This is a genomic window from gamma proteobacterium symbiont of Axiagastus rosmarus (assembly GCF_059730925.1).
The window spans coordinates 979495-999225 of sequence record NZ_AP035925.1 but is presented as its reverse complement, the minus strand read 5'-3'; the positions used below and the strand labels follow the sequence as shown (position 1 = coordinate 999225).

The window sequence follows — 19731 nt, the reverse complement described above, 5'->3', positions numbered from 1 at the left end:
TCCTCTCCTGCCACAGCGACTTAAACATCGCTTATGTTTTGCTAAACAGCACCATGGATTCGAGATGGCTGGTATGAGGGAACATATCCAGCATCGCGACCCTTTCCAGATGGTAGCCCGCCGACAGTAATGTCTGACTGTCGCGGGCAAGTGTTGTCGGGTTACAGGAAACATAGACCACGCGTTGCGGCGCAAGTTTAACGATATGCGACATCACGCCCGCGGCCCCGGCACGCGCCGGATCCAGTAACACCTTATTAAATCCCTGCGCCGCCCAGGGCTGGCGCGAAACATCTTCCTCTAAATTGTGCTGGAAGAAGCAGACATTTCTGAGATTGTTAAGCTGAGCATTATACTCTGCCTGGCGCACTAATGCTGCAACGCCCTCCACACCCACCGCATTTTGTACGAACTTTCCTAGCGGCAATGTGAAGTTGCCCATGCCGCAGAACAGATCGAGCACCCGATCGTCCGGCTGCAGATCCAGCCAGGCAATCGCCTGTGCCACCATCTGCTGATTCACGCCATCGTTGACCTGTATGAAATCCTGCGGGCTAAAGGTTAGCTGCAAATCAAACGAGCGGTAGTAAGGCTGCTCAGCACCGAGCGCCTGCAGCGCGTCACTGCCGTCCGCCAGCCAGATCATCAGCCGGTGCTCATGCGAAAAACGTTCCAGTTTTGTCCGGTCCGCAGCGGAGAGCGCATCAAGATGGCGCAGCACCATTAGCGGACCGTTATCCGCCAGCACCAGTTCCACATGCCCCAGCCGTTTCACTGCGTGCAGGCTGCTGAGACAGTGGTGCAGCGGCTGCAGCAGCGCCTCAAGCTCGGGCACCAAAACGGGGCATTGCGTCACATCAATCAGATCGTTACTGCCCGCCTGACGGAAGCCCATCTGCAGGCGCTGCTGCTTCGGCAGCCACTGCAAACCGAGACGCGCGCGCCGGCGATAGCCCCAGGGCGCAGCGCTGATGATCTCATCCACCTGCACCGGCAGCGCCGCTTCCTGACTCAGCATGCGGCCCAGCGCCCGCGCTTTGCTCTCCTGCTGCAGCGCCACGGACACGTGCTGCTGCTGGCAGCCGCCGCACACGCCGAAATGGATGCAGCGCGGTTGCTGGCGCTGCGGGCTCGGTTGTGTAATCTTTTTGGCTTTGCCGCGCGCAAACTGACGCTTATCTTCGGTCAGGATCACCTCGGCCTGTTCGCCGGGCAGCGCGCCGCTGACAAACAGCGTTTTACCGTTATGGCGCGCCACGCCCTGACCAAAGGGATCAAGCTCGTCAATGGTGACGCTGAGACGTTGCTTCGTCGTCACGCGCTGTTTTGCGGAGTAAAATTGCGCCATAGTATTGTGAATTCTCAGTTTTCATTAGGTGTGCAGCCGTATGCGGTTTTTGCACAGGGATAAAATGCCAGGAGTCGCCAGGCCACAATTATGACCAAATACAGCCTGCGGGCGCGAATGATGATTCTGATACTGGCGCCGACGCTGATGATTGGCCTGCTGCTCAGTACCTTCTTCGTGGTGCACCGCTACAACGAACTGCAGCACCAGGTGCGCGATGCCGGCGCTAACATTATCGAACCGCTGGCGGTGTCGAGCGAGTACGGCATGACGTGGCATAATCGTGATGCGATTCGCGAGCTGGTCAGCCTGCTGCATCGCCGTCATTCCGATATTGTCCGTGCCATTACGGTTTTCGACAACAACAATCACATCTACGTCAGCTCCAATAACAACCAGAACCTCGCGCTGCTGCAAAAAGCCGATATTTCCACGCTGGCGGATGGCGTGTCGGTGGAGCGACACGGCAACCTGATGGTGCTGCGCACGCCGATCATCTCTGAACGCTATTCGGTGGACGAACTGCCGGGTGAAGACGCCAAGCCGGCAGGCAATCCGCTGGGTTATGTGGCGATTGAGCTGGATCTGCAGTCGGTGCGGCTGGAGCAGTACAAAGAGGTGTTTGTCGCCACTCTGCTGCTGCTGTTTTGCCTGTGCATCGCCATGCTGTTTGCCTATCGACTGATGCGCGACGTCACCGGCCCGATTCGCAACATGGTTACCACCGTGGACCGCATCCGGCGTGGCCAGCTCGACAGCCGCGTGGATGGCTACATGCTGGGCGAGCTGAGCATCCTGAAAAACGGCATCAACGCCATGGCGATGTCGCTCACTGCCTACCATGAAGAGATGCAGCAGAACATCGATCAGGCAACCTACGATCTGCGCGAAACGCTGGAGCAGCTGGAGATTCAGAACGTCGAGCTGGATCTGGCGAAAAAGCGCGCCCAGGAAGCGGCCCGCATCAAGTCAGAGTTCCTCGCCAATATGTCGCACGAGCTGCGCACGCCGCTCAATGGCGTGATTGGCTTTACCCGCCAGATGCTGAAAACCGGGCTGAGCACCAACCAGCGTGATTACATGAGCACCATTGAACGTTCGGCCAATAACCTGCTGAGCATCATTAACGACGTGCTCGATTTCTCCAAACTGGAAGCCGGTAAGCTGGTGCTGGAGTCGATCCCGTTCCCGCTGCGCGCCACGCTGGATGAAACGCTGGTGCTGCTGGCGCCGTCCGCGCATGAGAAAGGCCTCGAGATCACCGTGTGCCTCGGGAAACAGGTGCCGGATAATGTGATTGGCGATCCGCTGCGTCTGCAGCAAATTCTGATCAACCTGATTGGCAACGCCATCAAATTCACCGAGCGCGGCCACATTGATCTGCGCGTCGAGCTGCGTCATCTCAGCATCACGCGGGCGGAACTGGAGATTCAGGTGCACGATACCGGCATCGGTATCTCTGAGCAGCAGCAGTCGCAACTGTTCCAGGCCTTTCGTCAGGCGGACGCCAGTATTTCACGCCGTCACGGCGGTACCGGTCTTGGCCTGGTGATTACGCAGAAACTGGTACACGAAATGGGCGGTGAGATCGCCTTCCACAGCCGGCAGAATCAGGGCTCCACCTTCTGGGTACAGGTACATCTGGATCTCAATCCTAACGCACCGGCGATTCCACGCATGCTGGACGATCTGCACGCCACGCCGCTGGCTTATATCGAACCCCATCCGGCGGTGGCGAAAGCGGTTCAGGAGATGCTGAGCATTACGCCTCTGCAGGTGCAGCACTTTGCCAGCCTTGACGATCTGCCCGACGCCCATTTCCCGCTGCTGCTGATGGGGCTGCCGGTCAGCGATCCGCATCCGGCTACGCTGTCCGATGCGCTGATTGCCCGCCTGCGCGCACACGCCGACTCGGTGCTGCTGGCGCTGCCGAGCGAAATGATGCTGTTCGCCGATGATTTGCGCGCGCGCGGTATCGCCGGCTGCATTGCCAAACCGGTGTCGCTGACGCGATTGCTGCCGATGCTGCTCGATCTCAACATGCGTCATAGCGACGCCGCCCCGCGCGGCGTAAGACAGCCGCTGACGGTGATGGCGGTGGATGATAATCCGGCCAACCTGAAGCTGATCGGCGCATTGCTGGAGGAGCTGGTCCAGAACATCATTCTGTGCGACAACGCCAGTCAGGCGATTCACCAGGCGCGGCAGCAGCGGCTGGACGTGATCCTGATGGATATTCAGATGCCGGACATCGACGGCATCCGCGCCAGCGAGATCATCCGCAGCCTGCCACAGCACGCCAGCACGCCGATTGTCGCGGTCACGGCGCATGCGCTGGATGGCGAACGTGAGCAGTTGATCGCCGCCGGCATGAATGACTATCTCGCCAAGCCGATTGATGAGGACAAGCTGAAGCAGCTGCTGCAGCGCTATGCGCCGGGCAGCGTGGCGAGCGCGGTGCGACAACCAGCGATCGCGCCCTCACTCGACTGGGCGCTGGCGCTGCGCCAGGCGGCGAATAAAGCCGAGCTGGCGCGCGATCTGCTGCAGATGCTGCTGGATTTTCTACCGGAAGTGGAGCAGCGCGTGGCGCAATGTATGGCGCAGAATGACGTCGATGGGCTGCGCGAGATTATCCACAAGCTGCACGGCAGCGCCAGCTACAGCGGCGTGCCGCGGCTGAAACAGCTGTGTCAGCAGCTGGAGAAGAGTCTGCATCAGGAGAGCGATATCGCAGCGCTGGAACCAGAGCTGCTGGAGCTGAGCGACGAGATGGCCAACGTGGCGCGCGAGGCACGCCAGGTGCTGGGCGTGGCGTAGTGAGGGTTGTGGGGTGTGCGCTGGGCGCTGGGCCCTCACCCCAGCCCTCTCCCGCACGCGGGAGAGGGGGCTGATGGTGCAAGGATTTGGATTTCGCGCTGTTCCTCTGGATCGCGCCGGACGGTTCCCTCTCCCGCCGGGAGAGGGTTAGGGTGAGGGGAAAACCGCACCGCCTCCCCTCTACAACCCCTGCCCCACCTTGATCGTGGCAGCGACGTTCCTTGCCGTCAGGCGGACATTCTGCGCGGCATTGGCCAGCGCCTCTTCCAGCGAACAGATACCCGACAGCACGCTGTACACCGCGTCGATCCCGTGCTGATGCACCACACCGACATCCGCCGTCAGGCTGCCGGCAATACCGATCACCGGCTTATTGAACTGCTTCGCCACCTGCGCCACGCCAACCGGCACTTTGCCGTTGACTGACTGACTGTCGATGCGCCCTTCACCGGTAATCACCAGATCGGCATCCTGCACCTGCTGCGCCAGCCCCAGCGCTTCGGTGACAATCTCAATGCCGCGCCGCAGTTCCGCGTGGCAAAACGCATGCAGCGCCGCGCCCATGCCGCCGGCTGCGCCACCGCCGGCGATGTGCAGCACATCAATATCCAGGTCGCGCTGAATAATTGCAGCGTAATGGCCGAGCGCGGCATCCAGCTGCTGCACCAGCTGCGGCGTGGCGCCCTTCTGCGGGCCAAAAATCGCTGACGCACCCTCTTCGCCAATCAGCGGATTGGTCACGTCGCACGCCACTTCAATGCGGCACTGCAGCAGGCGCGGATCCAGATCGGCGATCTCAATCTTCGCCAGTTGCGGCAGTGCCCCGCCGCCGTAGCCAATCCCGCTGCCGTGGCTGTCCAGCAGCCGGGCACCGAGCGCCTGCACCATGCCGGCACCGCCGTCGTTAGTGGCGCTGCCGCCGATGCCGATGATGATGTGATCGACGCCGCGATCCAGCGCGTTTTTGATCAGTTCACCGGTACCGTAGGAGGTGGTGATCAGCGGATCGCGCTGTGCCGCAGGCACCAGCTCCAGCCCGCTGGCCGCCGCCATCTCAATAAAGGCGGTACGCGCATCACCGGATAATCCGTAAAACGCGTCGACCGGCTCGCCGAGCGGCCCGGTCACCGTCAGACTGACGATGTTCCCCTGGGTTGCCGCCACCATTGCTTCAACCGTGCCTTCTCCGCCGTCAGCGACCGGTATTTTGACATAGTCAGCGGCGGGGAAAATTTCGCGAAATCCCGCTTCTATCGCGGTAGCCACTTCCAGGGCAGACAAACTCTCTTTGTATGAATCCGGTGCGATGACAATTTTCATAGGCAATCCGAGCGCGGTAGATGACGGAAATCCGTCTGGCTAAGGCAGTACAGCGTCCGGCATCCGCAGACACCGGACGCGGGCACTACCGGGTGATCTCAACTTTGGCTAATTTTTCATAATAGCAAGCCAGCGCGCTATGATCGGACGTACCCTGCCCGTCGACTTTTAGCGCCTGCATCATCTCCATCACCGCTGCGGTCAGCGGCAGATGTGCGCCAATGCCGTGTGAGGTATCAAGCGCATTGGCTAAATCCTTGATATGCAAATCGATACGGAAGCCAGGCTTAAAGTTGCGATCCAGCACCATGGGCGCTTTGGCATCCAGCACGGTGCTGCCCGCCAGACCACCGCGAATCGCCTGGTAAACCAGTTCCGGATTGACGCCGGCTTTGGTGGCCAGCGACAGCGCCTCTGACATCGCGGCAATGTTGAGCGCCACAATCACCTGGTTGGCCAGTTTAGTGACGTTGCCCGCGCCAATATCGCCGGTGTGCACCACCGAACCGGCCATCGCCTTAAGAACATCGTAGCACTGATCAAACAGCGCTTTATCGCCGCCGACCATTACCGACAGCGTGCCTTCAATCGCTTTTGGCTCACCGCCGCTCACCGGCGCATCCAGCATTCTGATGCCTTTTTCTGCCAGCGCATCATGCACTTCGCGGCTGGCCAGCGGCGCGATGGAGCTCATGTCGATCACTACCACCCCCGGCTTCGCCCCTTCGATGATGCCGTTCTCGCCCAGACACACCTCTTTCACCTGCGGTGAGTTCGGCACCATGGTGATCACCACGTCAACCTGCGCGGCCAGCTCTTTCGGCGTTTTCGCCACGGTGGCACCCAGCTCCACCAGTTCGGCTTCGTTGCTGGCGTTGTGGTCGCGCACCACCAGGGTGTAACCGGCTTTCACCAGGTTTTTACTCATCGGTTTGCCCATGATACCGAGGCCGATAAATCCAATTTTCATTGCCTTTCCCCTTCGTCAGTTACTGCTTAAATTTGTCGCACAGCGCCTGCGTGGCGTGGCGGAAAACACCCAAGTCGCTGCCGACGGCAACAAAGCTGGCACCCCATTCGAGATAACGGCGTGCGTCAGCCTCCACCGGCGCCAGAATCCCGCTCGGCTTACCGGCGGCTTTGGCGCGCTCAAGGATGTAACGGATCACTTTCAGCACTTCCGGATGCGCCGGCTGGCCGAGATAGCCCAGCGCCGCTGACAGATCGCCCGGGCCGACAAAGATGCCGTCTACACCGTCAACCGCCGCGATGGCGTCAATGTTGTCCACCGCCTGCTGGGTTTCGATTTGCACCAGCACGGTGATGTTGTCATTGATGGTGGCGTTGTAGTCCGCCAGCGTGCCGTACATGTTGCTGCGATGCGAAACCGACACGCCGCGTATACCGGCTGGCGGATAGCGGGTCGATGCCACCGCGCGCGCCGCCTCTTCTGCAGTTTCCACAAACGGAATCAGGAAGTTATAGAAGCCAATATCCAGCAGACGCTTGATGATGATCGGCTCATTGCACGGCGGTCGCACCACCGGCGCGCTCGGGCTGCCTTTCAGCGCCATCAGCTGCGGAATAAAGGTGGTGATGTCGTTCGGCGCGTGTTCGCCGTCCAGCACCAGCCAGTCAAAGCCCGCCAGCCCCAGCACTTCCGTGGTGAGAGGATTGGCAAGGGCGCACCAGCTGCCAATCAGGGTTTCCCCTGCCAGCAAACGACGACGAAAAGGGTTGGGCCAGGCATTGCTCATGATCTCTACTCCTGTTATTTAGCACCGCCGCCCGCGGGCGCGCGGAATAAAATCAGCGCACCAGGCACGGACGCTTGTTATCAAATGTCCAGTTCGGCACGAGGAACTGCATCGCCTGCGCATCGTCGCGCGCGCCCAGTCCATGCTGCTGATACAGCGCATGGGCCTGCATCACCTGATCCATGTCCAGTTCGACACCGAGACCCGGCTTCTGCGGCACCTGCACCATGCCGCCCTTGATCTGCAACGGCTCTTTGGTCAGGCGCTGGTTGCCCTCCTGCCAGATCCAGTGGGTGTCGATGGCGGTAATGGCGCCCGGTGCGGCGGCGGCCACATGGGTGAACATCGCCAGCGAAACATCGAAATGGTTGTTGGAGTGCGAACCCCATGTCAGGCCGAAGTCGTGACACATCTGCGCCACGCGCACCGAGCCCTGCATGGTCCAGAAGTGCGGATCGGCCAGTGGAATATCGACCGACTGCAGCGACAGCGTGTGGCCCATCTGACGCCAGTCGGTGGCGATCATATTGGTGGCGGTAGGCAGACCGGTGGCGCGCCGGAACTCGGCCATCACTTCACGTCCGGAGTAACCCTGTTCAGCGCCGCACGGATCTTCTGCATAAGCCAGCACGCCTTTCAGCTGTTTACCGAGCAGGATGGCCTCATTCAGCGACCAGGCCCCGTTGGGATCGAGCGTCACGCGCGCCTGCGGGAAACGCTTCGCCAGTGCGGTTACTGCTTCGGCCTCTTCACCGCCGCGCAGTACGCCACCTTTCAGTTTGAAATCGTTAAAGCCATATTTTTCATAGGCGGCTTCTGCCAGGCGCACCACCGCGTCCGGCGTCAGCGCTTCCTCATGCCGCAGACGATACCAGTCGCACGGATCATCGGTCTGGCTCTGATACGGCAGTGACGTTTTGCGGCGATCTCCGATGTAAAACAGGTAGCCGAGCATCTCGACACGGTCACGCTGCTGTCCTTCGCCCAGCAGCGACGCCACGTTGACGCCCAGATGCTGGCCAAGCAGATCCAGCAGCGCCGCTTCGATGCCGGTCACCACGTGAATGGTGGTGCGCAGGTCAAAGGTCTGATTGCCGCGCCCGCTGGCATCGCGATCGGCAAAGGTAGTGCGCACCAGGGTGAGGATATTTTTGTACTCGCCGACGGTTTTTCCGGTTACCAGCGCTGCCGCGTCTTCCAGCGTCTGACGAATTTTCTCACCGCCGGGGATCTCGCCCACGCCCGTGTGGCCGGCGTTATCTTTCACAATCACGATATTGCGGGTAAAAAACGGCGCGTGGGCACCGCTCAGATTCAGCAGCATGCTGTCGTAACCGGCCACCGGAATGACCTGCATTGCTGTAATTTTCGGGGTGTGACTCATTTCCTGCTCCTTATGCATGGCGGCGTCCAAAAGCCGGACGCTTGCGGTCGAACGACCATCCGGGAACCAGATATTGCATTGCCGTGGCGTCATTACGTGCGCCTGCAGGCAGCGATTGATACAGGGCGTTAGCCTGGCGCAGGCGATCCCAGTCCAGTTCAACACCGAGGCCGGGCTTGTCCGGCACGGCAATTTTGCCGTTGCGGATCTGCAGCGGCTCTTTGGTCAGGCGCTGGTCGCCCTCCTGCCAAATCCAGTGGGTATCGATGGCGGTCGGTTTACCCGGTGCCGCCGCGCCGACGTGGGTAAACATCGCCAGCGAAATGTCGAAGTGATTATTGGAGTGGCAGCCCCAGGTCAGCCCCCACTCATCACACAGCTGCGCCACGCGTACCGCGCCGCTCAGCGTCCAGAAGTGCGGGTCGGCCAGCGGAATATCGACTGCGTTGAGCATCACCGCGTGGTTCATCTCACGCCAGTTGGTGGCGATCATATTGGTGGCGACCGGCAGACCGGTGGCGCGGCGAAACTCGGCCATGACTTCGCGCCCGGAATACCCCTGCTCGGCACCGCACGGATCTTCGGCATAGGTCAGCACCTCGTGCAGGCCTTTGCACAGCGCGATGGCTTCATCCAGATGCCAGGCGCCGTTGGGATCGACGGTGATGCGCGCGTCCGGGAAACGCTGCTTCAGTGCCACCGCCGAGGCAATCTCCTGCTCGCCCGGCAGCACGCCGCCTTTCAGTTTGAAATCTTTGAAGCCGTACCTGTCCTGCGCCGCTTCGGCTAAGCGCACCACCGCGTCCGGCGTCAGCGCCTCCTGATGGCGCAGGTGATACCAGTCGTGACCGGCCGCGTCGCCGCTCTGATAGGGCAAATCAGTTTTACGCCGATCGCCAATGTAAAACAGGTAGCCCAGCACCGTGACCTCATCGCGCTGCTGACCTGGCCCCAGCAGCTCGGCCACTGGCACGCCGAGGCACTGGCCGAGCAGGTCGAGCAGCGCCGCTTCCAGCGCCGCCACCGCATTGACCCGCAGCTCAAACGTCCAGGCACCGTTGCCGAAGGTATCGAAATCCGCCGACTGGTTACCTTTGTGCACCTGCTGCACCAGCCGGTTCATGCGCGCCACCTGCTGCCCTTTCACCTGCGGTATTGCCGCGACCAGCGTCTGATAAATGGTTTCACCGCCCGGCGCTTCGCCGACGCCGGTGTGGCCGGCGCTGTCGGTCAGCACCACGATATTGCGGGTAAAGCAGGCGCTGTGCGCGCCGCCGATGTTGAGCAGCATGCTGTCGTAACCCGCCACCGGGATTACCTGCATGTCGGTAATCACCGGGGAACTTTGCGTATTCATATTTGGTTCCTTATGACCGGGGTTTGAGTTCGACACGTTTGATATCGCCGGTTATCACCAGGAAGCTGAACGCCGCCACAAACGCATGGATGCCGACATAAATCAGCGCCCCTTCAAACGAACCGCTGGTGGCGATGATGTAACCAATGGCAATCGGCGTGACGATGCCAGAGAAGTTACCGAACATATTGAACAGACCGCCGCTCAGGCCGCTGATCTCTTTGGGTGCGGTATCGGCCATCACCGCCCAGCCCAGCGCACCAATGCCTTTACCAAAGAACGCCAGCGCCATAAACAGCACCACCACCCATTCGGTTTCGGTGTAGTTACACATCACCATGCTGATGGAGAGCAGCATACCGATGACAATCGGGGTTTTACGCGCGATGTTCAGCGAGCCGGTTTTACGCATCAGATAATCTGAAATCACGCCGCCCAGCACGCCGCCGAGGAAGCCGCAGATGGCGGGAATCGAGGCGATCATGCCGGCTTTAAGAATCGACATGCCGCGCGCCTGCACCAGATACACCGGGAACCAGGTAATAAAGAAGTAGGTCAGGGCATTAACGCAGTACTGACCGAGATAGATCCCCCACATCATGCGGGTGGAGAGCAGTTGCTTAATTTGGAACCATTTCTCATCCCAGCTCACTTTACGCTCGGCTTTCTTCGCATCCATGTTGATCAGCGCACCGCCCTGCTCCATGTACTCCAGCTCGGCTTTGTTCACGCCAGGGTGATCGTTCGGGTCATGAATTACTTTCAGCCAGATAAAGCTGAGAATGATGCCCAGCCCGCCCATGAACCAGAACACGTGCGCCCAGCCCACCTCGGCCACCAGCCAGCCCATGATCGGTGCGAAAATCACCGTGGCGAAGTACTGGGCGGAGTTAAAGATGGCGACGGCGGTACCGCGCTCCTGCGCCGGGAACCAGGCAGCAACAATACGGCTGTTACCCGGGAAAGACGGCGCTTCCGCCAGTCCCACCATGAAGCGCAGCAGGAACAGCGACACCACAATGCCGAAGCCGCTAAAGATGTCGACAAAGCCCTGCAGCAGGGTAAACAGCGACCACAGGAAGATGCTCCAGAAATAGACGCGTTTGGAGCCGAAGCGGTCCAGCAGCCAGCCGCCAGGAATCTGACCGATAACGTACGCCCACGAGAAGGCGGAGAAGATGTAGCCGAGGCCGACGGAATCGAGACCGATCTCCTTCGACATCGCCGAACCGGCAATCGAAATGGTGGCCCGGTCACCGTAGTTGAACGAGGTGACGATAAATAACATCACCACAATCCAGTAACGGGCGTTGGTGCGCTTCTGCACCGCTGCCGCTGTCTGGCTGTAACTATTCATGATGCACTCCTGAAATATAGCGAACGCTACATTCACTCTGACTGCATACACATCGCGTTGGGTATCAGAATGATGTTGGGTTAAACACGGCGATTGTTGTTATGGCAAAACGATGATGCGTCGTGACGAATAACCAAACGTTGAAGAACGGCAATCAGTATAGGAACAGCATCGCCGCGAAACACTGGAGGAACGCCCGAGGATAATCCCCAATCCGGCACGATTTTCTGGCATTTGCCCATAACGCTGCGGCGTGGCTCACGGAACCCGCCATTCAGCCGCCAGATTGCTGCAAAAGCGAACAGCAAGCGTACGCTTTGTGAGGCTCTTCACTTGCGTTTGGTAAAACGAACCAAACTGCGCGCCGATCGCGGCACAAAGCCAGTCAGTTGCACAATGCGCGGGTGAATACCCCTGCTTATACTGAGGCTGGCAAATAACGATGATGTGACGGACGTGATTTCAACCGCACCGCTATGACCGGTGCGACGAACCGGAAGGTGAGCAATGAACCGACCTCTGACAGACAAACCGCGCTACATTAAAGTGCACGACGCCGATAACGTGGCGATAGTGGTCAACGATCAGGGATTGCCCGCAGGCAGCCGCTTTGATGACGGTCTGCAGCTGACTGAGCATGTGCCGCAGGGGCACAAAGTGGCGCTGAGCGATATCGCCCTGCATGGCGACATCGTGCGTTACGGTGAAGTGATTGGCACAGCGCTGCGCCCGATTGCGCGCGGCAGCTGGATTGAGGAGTCGCTGGTGGCACTGCCCGCCGCCCCGCCGCTGGCCAGCCTGCCGCTGGCAACTAACGTGCCGCCGCCCCTGCCACCGCTGGAAGGATACATCTTTGAAGGCTATCGCAACGCCGACGGCAGCGTCGGCACGCGCAATCTGCTCGGCATCACCACCAGCGTGCACTGCGTGGCGGGCGTGGTGGATTACGTGGTGCAGCTGATTGAGCGCGATCTGCTGCCGCGCTACAGCAACGTCGACGGCGTGGTGGCGCTCAACCATTTATATGGCTGCGGCGTGGCGATCAACGCACCGGCGGCGGTGGTGCCCATTCGCACCATTCACAACCTTGCACTGAATCCTAATTTTGGCGGCGAAGTGATGGTGGTGAGCCTCGGCTGCGAGAAATTACAGCCGGAGCGCCTGCTCACCGGTACACCGGACGTACAGGCCATTTCGCTGGATGAGCGCGATATCGTGCGCCTGCAGGATGAGCGTCACGTGGGTTTTGGCGCGATGGTCGATGAAATTCTGCAGGTGGCCGAGCGCCATCTGAAAAAACTCAACCAGCGTCAGCGCGAAACCTGCCCGGCGTCAGCGCTGGTGGTCGGCACCCAGTGCGGCGGCAGCGATGCGTTTTCCGGCGTGACGGCCAATCCGGCGGTTGGCTTTGCCTCGGATCTGCTGGTGCGCTGTGGTGCGACGGTGATGTTCTCGGAAGTGACCGAGGTGCGCGATGCGATCCATCTGCTGACACCGCGCGTGGTAAACGAAGCGGTGGGCAAACGGCTGCTGGAGGAGATGGCGTGGTACGACGATTATCTGAGCCAGGGGCAAACCGACCGCAGCGCGAATCCGTCGCCGGGCAATAAAAAAGGTGGCCTGGCCAATGTGGTAGAAAAAGCGCTGGGCTCAATTGCTAAATCCGGCCGCAGCCCGATTGTCGAAGTGCTGTCACCCGGACAGCGCCCGACGCAGCGCGGGCTGATTTACGCCGCCACGCCGGCCAGCGATTTTGTCTGTGGCACCCAGCAGATGGCTTCCGGCATTACGCTGCAGGTGTTTACCACCGGGCGCGGCACGCCTTACGGCCTGGCGGCAATTCCGGTGATCAAGATGGCGACGCGCAGCGCGCTGGCGAACCGCTGGCATGATCTGATGGACATCAATGCCGGCACCATCGCTACGGGCGAAGAGAGTATTGAACAGGTCGGCTGGCGGCTGTTTGAGCTGATTCTGGATATCGCCAGCGGACGTAAACAGACGTGGTCAGATCGCTGGGGAATACGTAACCAGCTGGCAGTATTCAATCCGGCACCGGTGACGTGATGTGCGCAAACCTGGCGGAAGAGGAAGCTGTTCGGGTGAACCATTAAGTTTCATCCCTGCAGCCCCCGCGCACAGGCTGTTCCCTCTCCCGCCAGCGGGAGAGGGTTAGGGTGAGGGCGTGAACCAGGCCAAACTACAACAACTTACCCCAGCTCTCCACCCACGGCGTGGTCACTGACTCGGGCTCCGGATTTTCCGTCGCATCCACCAGCAGCACCTCGCCAATACGCTGCGCCTGCTGCTCCTGCAGCGTGGCATCAAAAGTCTTTCCAGCCCCGCAGAAATGGTCGTAACTGCTGTCGCCTAAAGCGATCACGCCATAGCGCAGCTCAGGCTGATAGCCCAGTTCATCGCGCACCTGCACATACAGCCGCGCGATATTGTCCGGAAAATCGCCCTGCCCGGTGGTCGAGGTAACAATTAACGCGACCTCTTTGCTGTAAGCCTGCCAGTCGGCCAGTGAGGGATCTTCAAACACCTTCACCTCATGCCCCTGCGCTTCCAGCACCGGCTGCGCCTCTTCGGCAACCAGCAGCGCGTTGCCGTACACCGTACCTGTAAAAATGCCAATCTTTGCCATTTTGCCGCTCCTTTATTCTGTCGGCTTATCCTGGACTGCCTCAGCGGCAAACTCAACCCTCGGCACCTCGGGCAGTTGCTGCTGCCAGCCAAACGATTGCAGCATCTGCTGCCAGACGCGATCCAGCCCGGCGCGAATCACCAGCGGTTCGCCGGTCACCGGATGCGTTAGCGTCAGCGCACTGGCGTGCAGCATCAGGCGATCCATGCCAAAGTGGGCTGCGGCACCGCGGTTCTGCCGCAGATCGCCGTGCGAGCTGTCACCAATAATCGGATGACGCAGGTGTGCCATATGGCGCCGCAGCTGATGCTTGCGCCCGGTGTGCGGCGACAGCTCAACCAGCGTATAACGTGCGCTGAGGTACTTGCCGATGGCCACCGGCAGTTCTGCCTGCGCCAGCGCGCGATAATCGGTGACCGCCGGCTGTGGCGCGCGCGGTTCCGTGACAAACTTGTCCGCAATTTTATCCAGCTCTTCCACCAGCGGATAATCCAGCGTTGCGCTACCGTCCAGCCAGCCGCGCACCACTGCGTGATAGGTTTTCTGAATCTGATGCTGCTCAAACTGCTGCGCCAGCAGCCGCCCGATTTCGCTGGAGAGCCCCATTAGCAGCACGCCAGACGTGGGACGATCGAGGCGATGCGCGGTAAATACGTGCTGACCAATCTGATCGCGCACCGTCTGCATCACCACCACTTTCTCTTTGCGATCGAGCCAGCTGCGGTGCACCAGCCAGCCCGCCGGTTTATTTACCGCAACCAGCCATGCATCCTGATAAATGATCTCCAGCATCAGGCGTCCGGCGGCGCAAACAGCGCATCAAGCTGGCTGAGCGTCAGCAGCAGCGCTGCATGGCCCGGCGTGGTGGGCGGCAGGGCCATCTCATAATAAGGCGTAACGGCGAAGTTTTGCGGCAGCGCGGCGCCGGCGTCAAGCAGCGCCTGCATGCGCGGCAGCAGGACCCACTGCAGCCATTCGAGCGGCTGCAGGGTATCAAGACAGAAAGGTTGCGTGCTATTAAAGGCTTCCGCCGTCGGGGCGTGCGTCTGCCAGTGGCCGTGTTCGCGCATCACCGCTTCGACCTGCTGCAGCCGCTGAATAATCAGGTGCGTCGACATACGCTACCTCCGCGTCAAAAAGGGGCGGCAAGCATATCATTAGTGGGTGCGCGCGCAAAAACGGCATAAAAAAAGGGAGCACTGTGATTACAGTGCTCCCGGTTCGTTTGCAGCATTCCCGCCACCGCTGTGCTCCCTGCTCATCCTTGACAACTGTTCCTGCGCTTTCCGTCGCCCGTCATCGTGACATTGGTCCTTAGCATCCTGGCCCGCCACATCCCGCGTGGCTCTCATTCTCCATCCTGGAGGTGTCCTTTACTCACTCCGGAGTGTCCTGCTTCATCCTGAAGCCTTCCCTGTGACGTAAACTCCGTTACGTTCCTGCCGCCTGGCTGACATTCTCCTGAACGTCTCTCAATCCGTGGCTTCCTGCCAGTGGTGACTATTCTGGCAGAAACCATCGCAATAACAAGTCAGTAAGCGCCGTTAAACGATTAAGCCATGTCTGTATTTTCGGATTGATGCCATAACTGCATGATTCACAATATTTTTACATTGCGGACTTCCGGAAGTCTGCGCAATGTTCTGGCGATCTCGCACAACAGTTGTGAGAGATCTCTTACAGGGACTGCGAGAAAAGTCTGCAACTCAGGAACTAACCGGTTGTAAAGCATTAAGAAATGTCTGAATATCCACCGCCAGTTTCTGCCGCTTCTTCGTACCCGGCTGCTCCAGGATCACTTCGCCGGTCAGATTACACACCGCGATAACATCCTGCTCCGAATCTGTGGTGGCGATAAACAGCGTCGGGCTCTGTTTCAGACGGCGCTTCATCACCAGATGACCAATCAGGTTCTCCTGCAGGCGGGTAAAATCGTCCTCGCTCCACACCTGCAGCAGCGTCAGCGGCTGCTGTGTAAACTGCGCGTGCATGTCGCCGGCAAATTGCGTGGTATAGAACATGGTGAGGTCCGGCTGCAGCTGAATATCCAGTGCGCGCTCAACGGCTGCCAGCGAGGCTGGCAGGGTAAAGTCCTGCGGCTGCCACAGGACGCGCTCATCCAGTTCACTGATGATGCAGGGCGACGGCACGCCGTACAGCTCTGCGCTGGCGGGAAAATGGCCGTGCTGCTGCTGCCAGTGCGCTACATAACGGGCGGTAAAATCGCGCAGGGCCTCTGCGGTTTGCTGCATCATTCATCTTCTCGCTGGTGATCGGTTACACTGACTCCCTTTGATGGATTTTAGTGGTAACCGTTATGTCTTCTGAAAACCGGGATACGGCGCTGAGCGGCCTGACTTTGGGTAAGCCCACCGCGTATATTGATCGCTACGATAACACGCTGCTGCAGGCGGTGCCGCGCAGCCTGAATCGCGAGCCGCTCGGGCTTTATCCCGATAACCTGCCGTTCCACGGCGCAGATATCTGGACGCTGTATGAACTCTCCTGGCTTAACAGCAAAGGCGTGCCGCAGGTCGCGGTCGGCGAAGTGGTGCTAAGCGCCGACAGCGTGAATCTGATCGAGTCCAAAAGCTTCAAACTCTATCTTAACAGCTTTAACCAGACGATTTTCGCCGACTGGGGCGCCGTACGGCAAACGCTGGAGCGCGATCTCAGCGCCTGCGCTAACGGCCAGGTCAGCGTGGCGCTGTTTCGTCTGAGCGAAGTGGAAGGTCAGCCGATCGGGCACTTCGCTGGCGATGTCATCGACGAGCAGGATATCACCATCAGCGATTACGGTTTTAACGCTGATTACCTCGCCAGCGCAACGGGCAGCGAAGTGGTTGAAGAGACGCTGGTCAGCCATCTGCTGAAATCGAACTGTCTGATCACCAATCAGCCGGACTGGGGCTCGGTGATGATTCGCTATCAGGGCCCGCGTATCGATCGCGAAGCGCTGCTACGCTATCTGATTTCGTTCCGCCAGCACAATGAGTTTCATGAGCAGTGCGTCGAGCGTATTTTTAACGATATTCAGCGCTTTTGTCAGCCAGCAGCATTAACCGTCTACGCGCGCTACACGCGGCGCGGCGGGCTGGATATCAATCCTTGGCGCAGCAATGTCCCCTTCACGCCGGGCTACTCCCGCCTGGTGCGCCAGTAGCAGATTGCGAGATGTCTCGCAGGCCGCCGCACGGATGCGCGGTTCCACTTGAGCATTCGCGGCCGACAACGGTACTCTGGTACAGGCGCGAGGGCGACAGCGTGCTTACCGAAGGATTTTCGTCACTGCGCTCAACGGGTTAAGCGCAGCGTCATCAGTCACGCATTTGCGTGTAAAGGAGTTCTCTTGATTACACATATCAGCCCGCTTGGCTCAATGGATCTGCTCTCCCAGCTGGAAGTCGACATGCTGAAGCGCACTGCCAGCAGCGATCTCTACCAGCTGTTTCGTAACTGCTCGCTGGCGGTACTCAACTCCGGCAGCCAGACCGACAGTAGCCACGAACTGCTTTCCCGCTTTGAAAACTTTGACATCAACGTGCTGCGCCGCGAGCGCGGCGTGAAACTGGAGCTGATCAACCCGCCGGAAGAGGCGTTTGTTGACGGCCGGATTATCCGTTCGCTGCAGGCGAACCTGTTTGCCGTACTGCGCGATATTCTGTTTGTTAACGGTCAGCTCTCGGCGGCGGATCGTTTACAAAATCAGGACGTCACCGACTCCGCGCACATCACCAATCAGGTGTTCTCCATTCTGCGCAACGCGCGCGCGCTGCACGTGGGCGAATATCCCAACACCGTGGTGTGCTGGGGCGGTCACTCCATCAACGCGGTCGAATATCAATATTGCCGCAATGTCGGAACCCAGATGGGCCTGCGCGAACTGAACATCTGTACCGGCTGTGGTCCGGGCGTGATGGAAGCGCCGATGAAAGGGGCGGCGGTAGGCCATGCACAGCAGCGCTATCACGACAGCCGGTTTATCGGCCTGACCGAACCGTCGATCATCGCTGCGGAGCCACCTAACCCGCTGGTGAATGAACTGATCATCATGCCGGATATTGAAAAGCGTCTGGAAGCCTTTGTGCGCATCGCGCACGGCATCGTGATCTTCCCGGGCGGCGTGGGTACAGCAGAAGAGCTGTTGTATCTGCTGGGCATTCTGATGAATCCGCAGAACAGCGATCAGGTCCTGCCGCTGATCCTCACCGGGCCGAAAGAGAGCGCCGATTACTTCCGCGTGCTGGATGATTTCATCGTTAATACGCTGGGTGAAGCTGCGCGCCGGCATTACAAAATCATCATTGATGATGCTGCGGAAGTGGCGCGTCTGATGAAGAAAGCCATGCCGCAGGTGAAAGAGTACCGCCGCGAAACCGGCGATGCCTACAGCTTCAACTGGTCGATTCGCATTGCGCCGGATCTGCAGGTGCCGTTCCTGCCAACCCACGAAAATATGGCCAACCTCAAGCTGTTCCCGAATCAGCCAGCGGAAAAACTGGCGGCGGATCTGCGGCGTGCCTTCTCGGGCATCGTGGCCGGTAACGTCAAAGAGATGGGGATCCGCGAAATCCGGGAAAAAGGTCCGTATCAGCTGCAAGGCGATGCCGATCTGATGCACCGCATGGACGAACTGCTGCAGGGCTTCGTCGCGCAGCAGCGCATGAAACTGCCCGGCAGCGCTTACATCCCCTGCTACGAAATCATCAAATAACCCATCAGGAAGGCAGCCTGCGGGCTGCCGGTATCACTATGTCGCTTCATCTGCTTATTATCGACGCGCTCAATCTGATCCGCCGCCTGCACGCCGTGCAGGGTTCGCCCTGTCGCGAGGCCTGCGTGGCGGCGCTGCATCAGCTGCTGGGTCACACGCGGCCAACGCACGTGGTGGCGGTGTTTGACAGCCATGACCGACAGCCTGGCTGGCGTCATCAGTTATTGCCGGACTACAAAGCGGGTCGCCCGCCGATGCCGGACGATTTACAGCAGGAGATGGCCTCGCTGCAGGCGGCCTTTGAGGCCAGCGGTGTCAGTTGCTGGGTTGCCGAACAGGATGAAGCGGACGATCTGGCCGCGACGCTGGCAGTGAAGATGGCCGACGCCGGTCATCAGGCCACCATCGTTTCCACCGATAAAGGTTACTGCCAGCTGCTGGCGCCGAGCATCCGCATCCGCGATTATTTTCAGAAGCGCTGGCTGGACGTGCCGTTTATCGAACAGGAGTTCGGCGTCGCGCCGGCCCAGCTGGCGGATTACTGGGGCTTATGCGGTATCAGCAGCAGCAAAATTCCAGGCGTGCCCGGCATCGGGCCGAAAAGCGCGCGGGAACTGCTGCTGCAGTTTGGTTCGCTCGAGGCGCTGTATCAGCAGCTGGATCAGGTACCTGAGAAGTGGCAGAAGAAGTTACGCGATCACCGCGCGACCGCGGAGGTGTGCCGACAGGTGTCAACGCTGAAGCGGGATTTGGTGTTGCAGGGGAATTTAAATACCCTGCGGTATCAGGGTCCGTTGCGTCACTGAGGTCGCCATGAATGGCGACCCTACAGCAGCACGGCAAGCCTGAGCTGCTCCGGGAAGTTTCAACCCTACTCATTGCGCGATGAATCGCGCCGCTACGGGCTAGTGCAGCTAATTTCTGCGAAATAATTTGTGCCACCGCAGGACGGCAAGCCCGAGCTGGTCAGGCAGGTTTCAGCCCCATTCCACACCGGTTGCGGTTTTGGTAGCGGCGCAATTTATTG

Annotated in this window: 16 protein-coding genes; 5 read left to right on the top strand and 11 right to left on the bottom strand. The window is 59.7% G+C overall.

What is annotated here, in order from left to right; all coding sequences use genetic code 11:
- Positions 1–31: 31 nt before the first annotated feature.
- Positions 32–1348 (bottom strand): 23S rRNA (uracil(1939)-C(5))-methyltransferase RlmD, encoded by a 1317-nt coding sequence (rlmD, locus tag AC6I8F_RS04535; RefSeq protein WP_021507366.1) that lies wholly within the window; start codon positions 1346–1348, stop codon positions 32–34.
- Between the two features lie 90 nt (positions 1349–1438).
- Here rlmD and barA point away from each other — a divergent pair, with 90 nt between their 5' ends.
- Positions 1439–4168 (top strand): two-component sensor histidine kinase BarA, encoded by a 2730-nt coding sequence (barA, locus tag AC6I8F_RS04530; protein ID WP_498028574.1) that lies wholly within the window; start codon positions 1439–1441, stop codon positions 4166–4168.
- Positions 4169–4348: 180 nt separating this feature from the next.
- Here the strand turns inward: barA and AC6I8F_RS04525 are convergent, their stop codons facing one another.
- From AC6I8F_RS04525 to AC6I8F_RS04500, 6 genes are all read right to left on the bottom strand, one after another.
- Positions 4349–5488 (bottom strand): glycerate kinase, encoded by a 1140-nt coding sequence (locus AC6I8F_RS04525; RefSeq protein WP_021507368.1) that lies wholly within the window; start codon positions 5486–5488, stop codon positions 4349–4351.
- Between the two features lie 85 nt (positions 5489–5573).
- Entirely contained in the window at positions 5574–6458 is an 885-nt protein-coding gene (garR, locus tag AC6I8F_RS04520) for a 2-hydroxy-3-oxopropionate reductase (protein ID WP_127834493.1), read from the bottom strand.
- A gap of 19 nt (positions 6459–6477) precedes the next feature.
- Complete coding sequence (gene garL / locus AC6I8F_RS04515; protein ID WP_021507370.1) at positions 6478–7245, bottom strand: 2-dehydro-3-deoxyglucarate aldolase; 768 nt, start codon at positions 7243–7245, stop codon at positions 6478–6480.
- A 52-nt stretch (positions 7246–7297) separates the two neighbouring features.
- Positions 7298–8629 (bottom strand): glucarate dehydratase, encoded by a 1332-nt coding sequence (gene gudD, locus AC6I8F_RS04510; RefSeq protein ID WP_125310155.1) that lies wholly within the window; start codon positions 8627–8629, stop codon positions 7298–7300.
- A 10-nt stretch (positions 8630–8639) separates the two neighbouring features.
- Positions 8640–9986, bottom strand: a complete 1347-nt coding sequence (locus tag AC6I8F_RS04505) for an enolase C-terminal domain-like protein (protein ID WP_104189651.1) — start codon at positions 9984–9986, stop codon at positions 8640–8642.
- 10 nt (positions 9987–9996) lie between these two features.
- Complete coding sequence (locus AC6I8F_RS04500; protein ID WP_058771607.1) at positions 9997–11343, bottom strand: MFS transporter; 1347 nt, start codon at positions 11341–11343, stop codon at positions 9997–9999.
- A 507-nt stretch (positions 11344–11850) separates the two neighbouring features.
- Between AC6I8F_RS04500 and garD the strand changes: the two genes are divergently transcribed.
- Positions 11851–13410, top strand: a complete 1560-nt coding sequence (gene garD, locus AC6I8F_RS04495) for a galactarate dehydratase (protein ID WP_498028573.1) — start codon at positions 11851–11853, stop codon at positions 13408–13410.
- 133 nt (positions 13411–13543) lie between these two features.
- On the opposite strand, the gene AC6I8F_RS04490 is transcribed toward garD, so the two are convergent.
- The 4 genes from AC6I8F_RS04490 to syd form a co-directional block, all read right to left on the bottom strand.
- Complete coding sequence (locus AC6I8F_RS04490; RefSeq protein WP_021507375.1) at positions 13544–13990, bottom strand: flavodoxin; 447 nt, start codon at positions 13988–13990, stop codon at positions 13544–13546.
- A 12-nt stretch (positions 13991–14002) separates the two neighbouring features.
- A complete protein-coding gene (gene truC / locus AC6I8F_RS04485; protein WP_058780276.1) occupies positions 14003–14782 on the bottom strand; it encodes a tRNA pseudouridine(65) synthase TruC in 780 nt (259 codons plus the stop codon).
- Complete coding sequence (locus AC6I8F_RS04480) at positions 14782–15108, bottom strand: YqcC family protein (protein ID WP_136547242.1); 327 nt, start codon at positions 15106–15108, stop codon at positions 14782–14784. Before AC6I8F_RS04480 ends, truC begins: the two co-directional genes overlap by 1 nt.
- A 588-nt stretch (positions 15109–15696) precedes the next feature.
- Positions 15697–16245, bottom strand: coding sequence for a SecY-interacting protein (gene syd, locus AC6I8F_RS04475; RefSeq protein ID WP_159377841.1), 549 nt, complete (start codon positions 16243–16245; stop codon positions 15697–15699).
- A gap of 62 nt (positions 16246–16307) precedes the next feature.
- Here syd and queF point away from each other — a divergent pair, with 62 nt between their 5' ends.
- From queF to xni, 3 genes are all read left to right on the top strand, one after another.
- On the top strand, positions 16308–17153 hold the full coding sequence (gene queF, locus AC6I8F_RS04470) for an NADPH-dependent 7-cyano-7-deazaguanine reductase QueF (protein WP_498028572.1): 846 nt from the start codon (positions 16308–16310) through the stop codon (positions 17151–17153).
- A gap of 186 nt (positions 17154–17339) precedes the next feature.
- Positions 17340–18704: a nucleotide 5'-monophosphate nucleosidase PpnN gene (gene ppnN, locus AC6I8F_RS04465; protein WP_021507381.1), complete on the top strand. Its 1365-nt coding sequence runs from the start codon at positions 17340–17342 to the stop codon at positions 18702–18704.
- Between the two features lie 38 nt (positions 18705–18742).
- A complete protein-coding gene (gene xni / locus AC6I8F_RS04460; RefSeq protein ID WP_498028571.1) occupies positions 18743–19510 on the top strand; it encodes a flap endonuclease Xni in 768 nt (255 codons plus the stop codon).
- Positions 19511–19731: the final 221 nt, after the last annotated feature.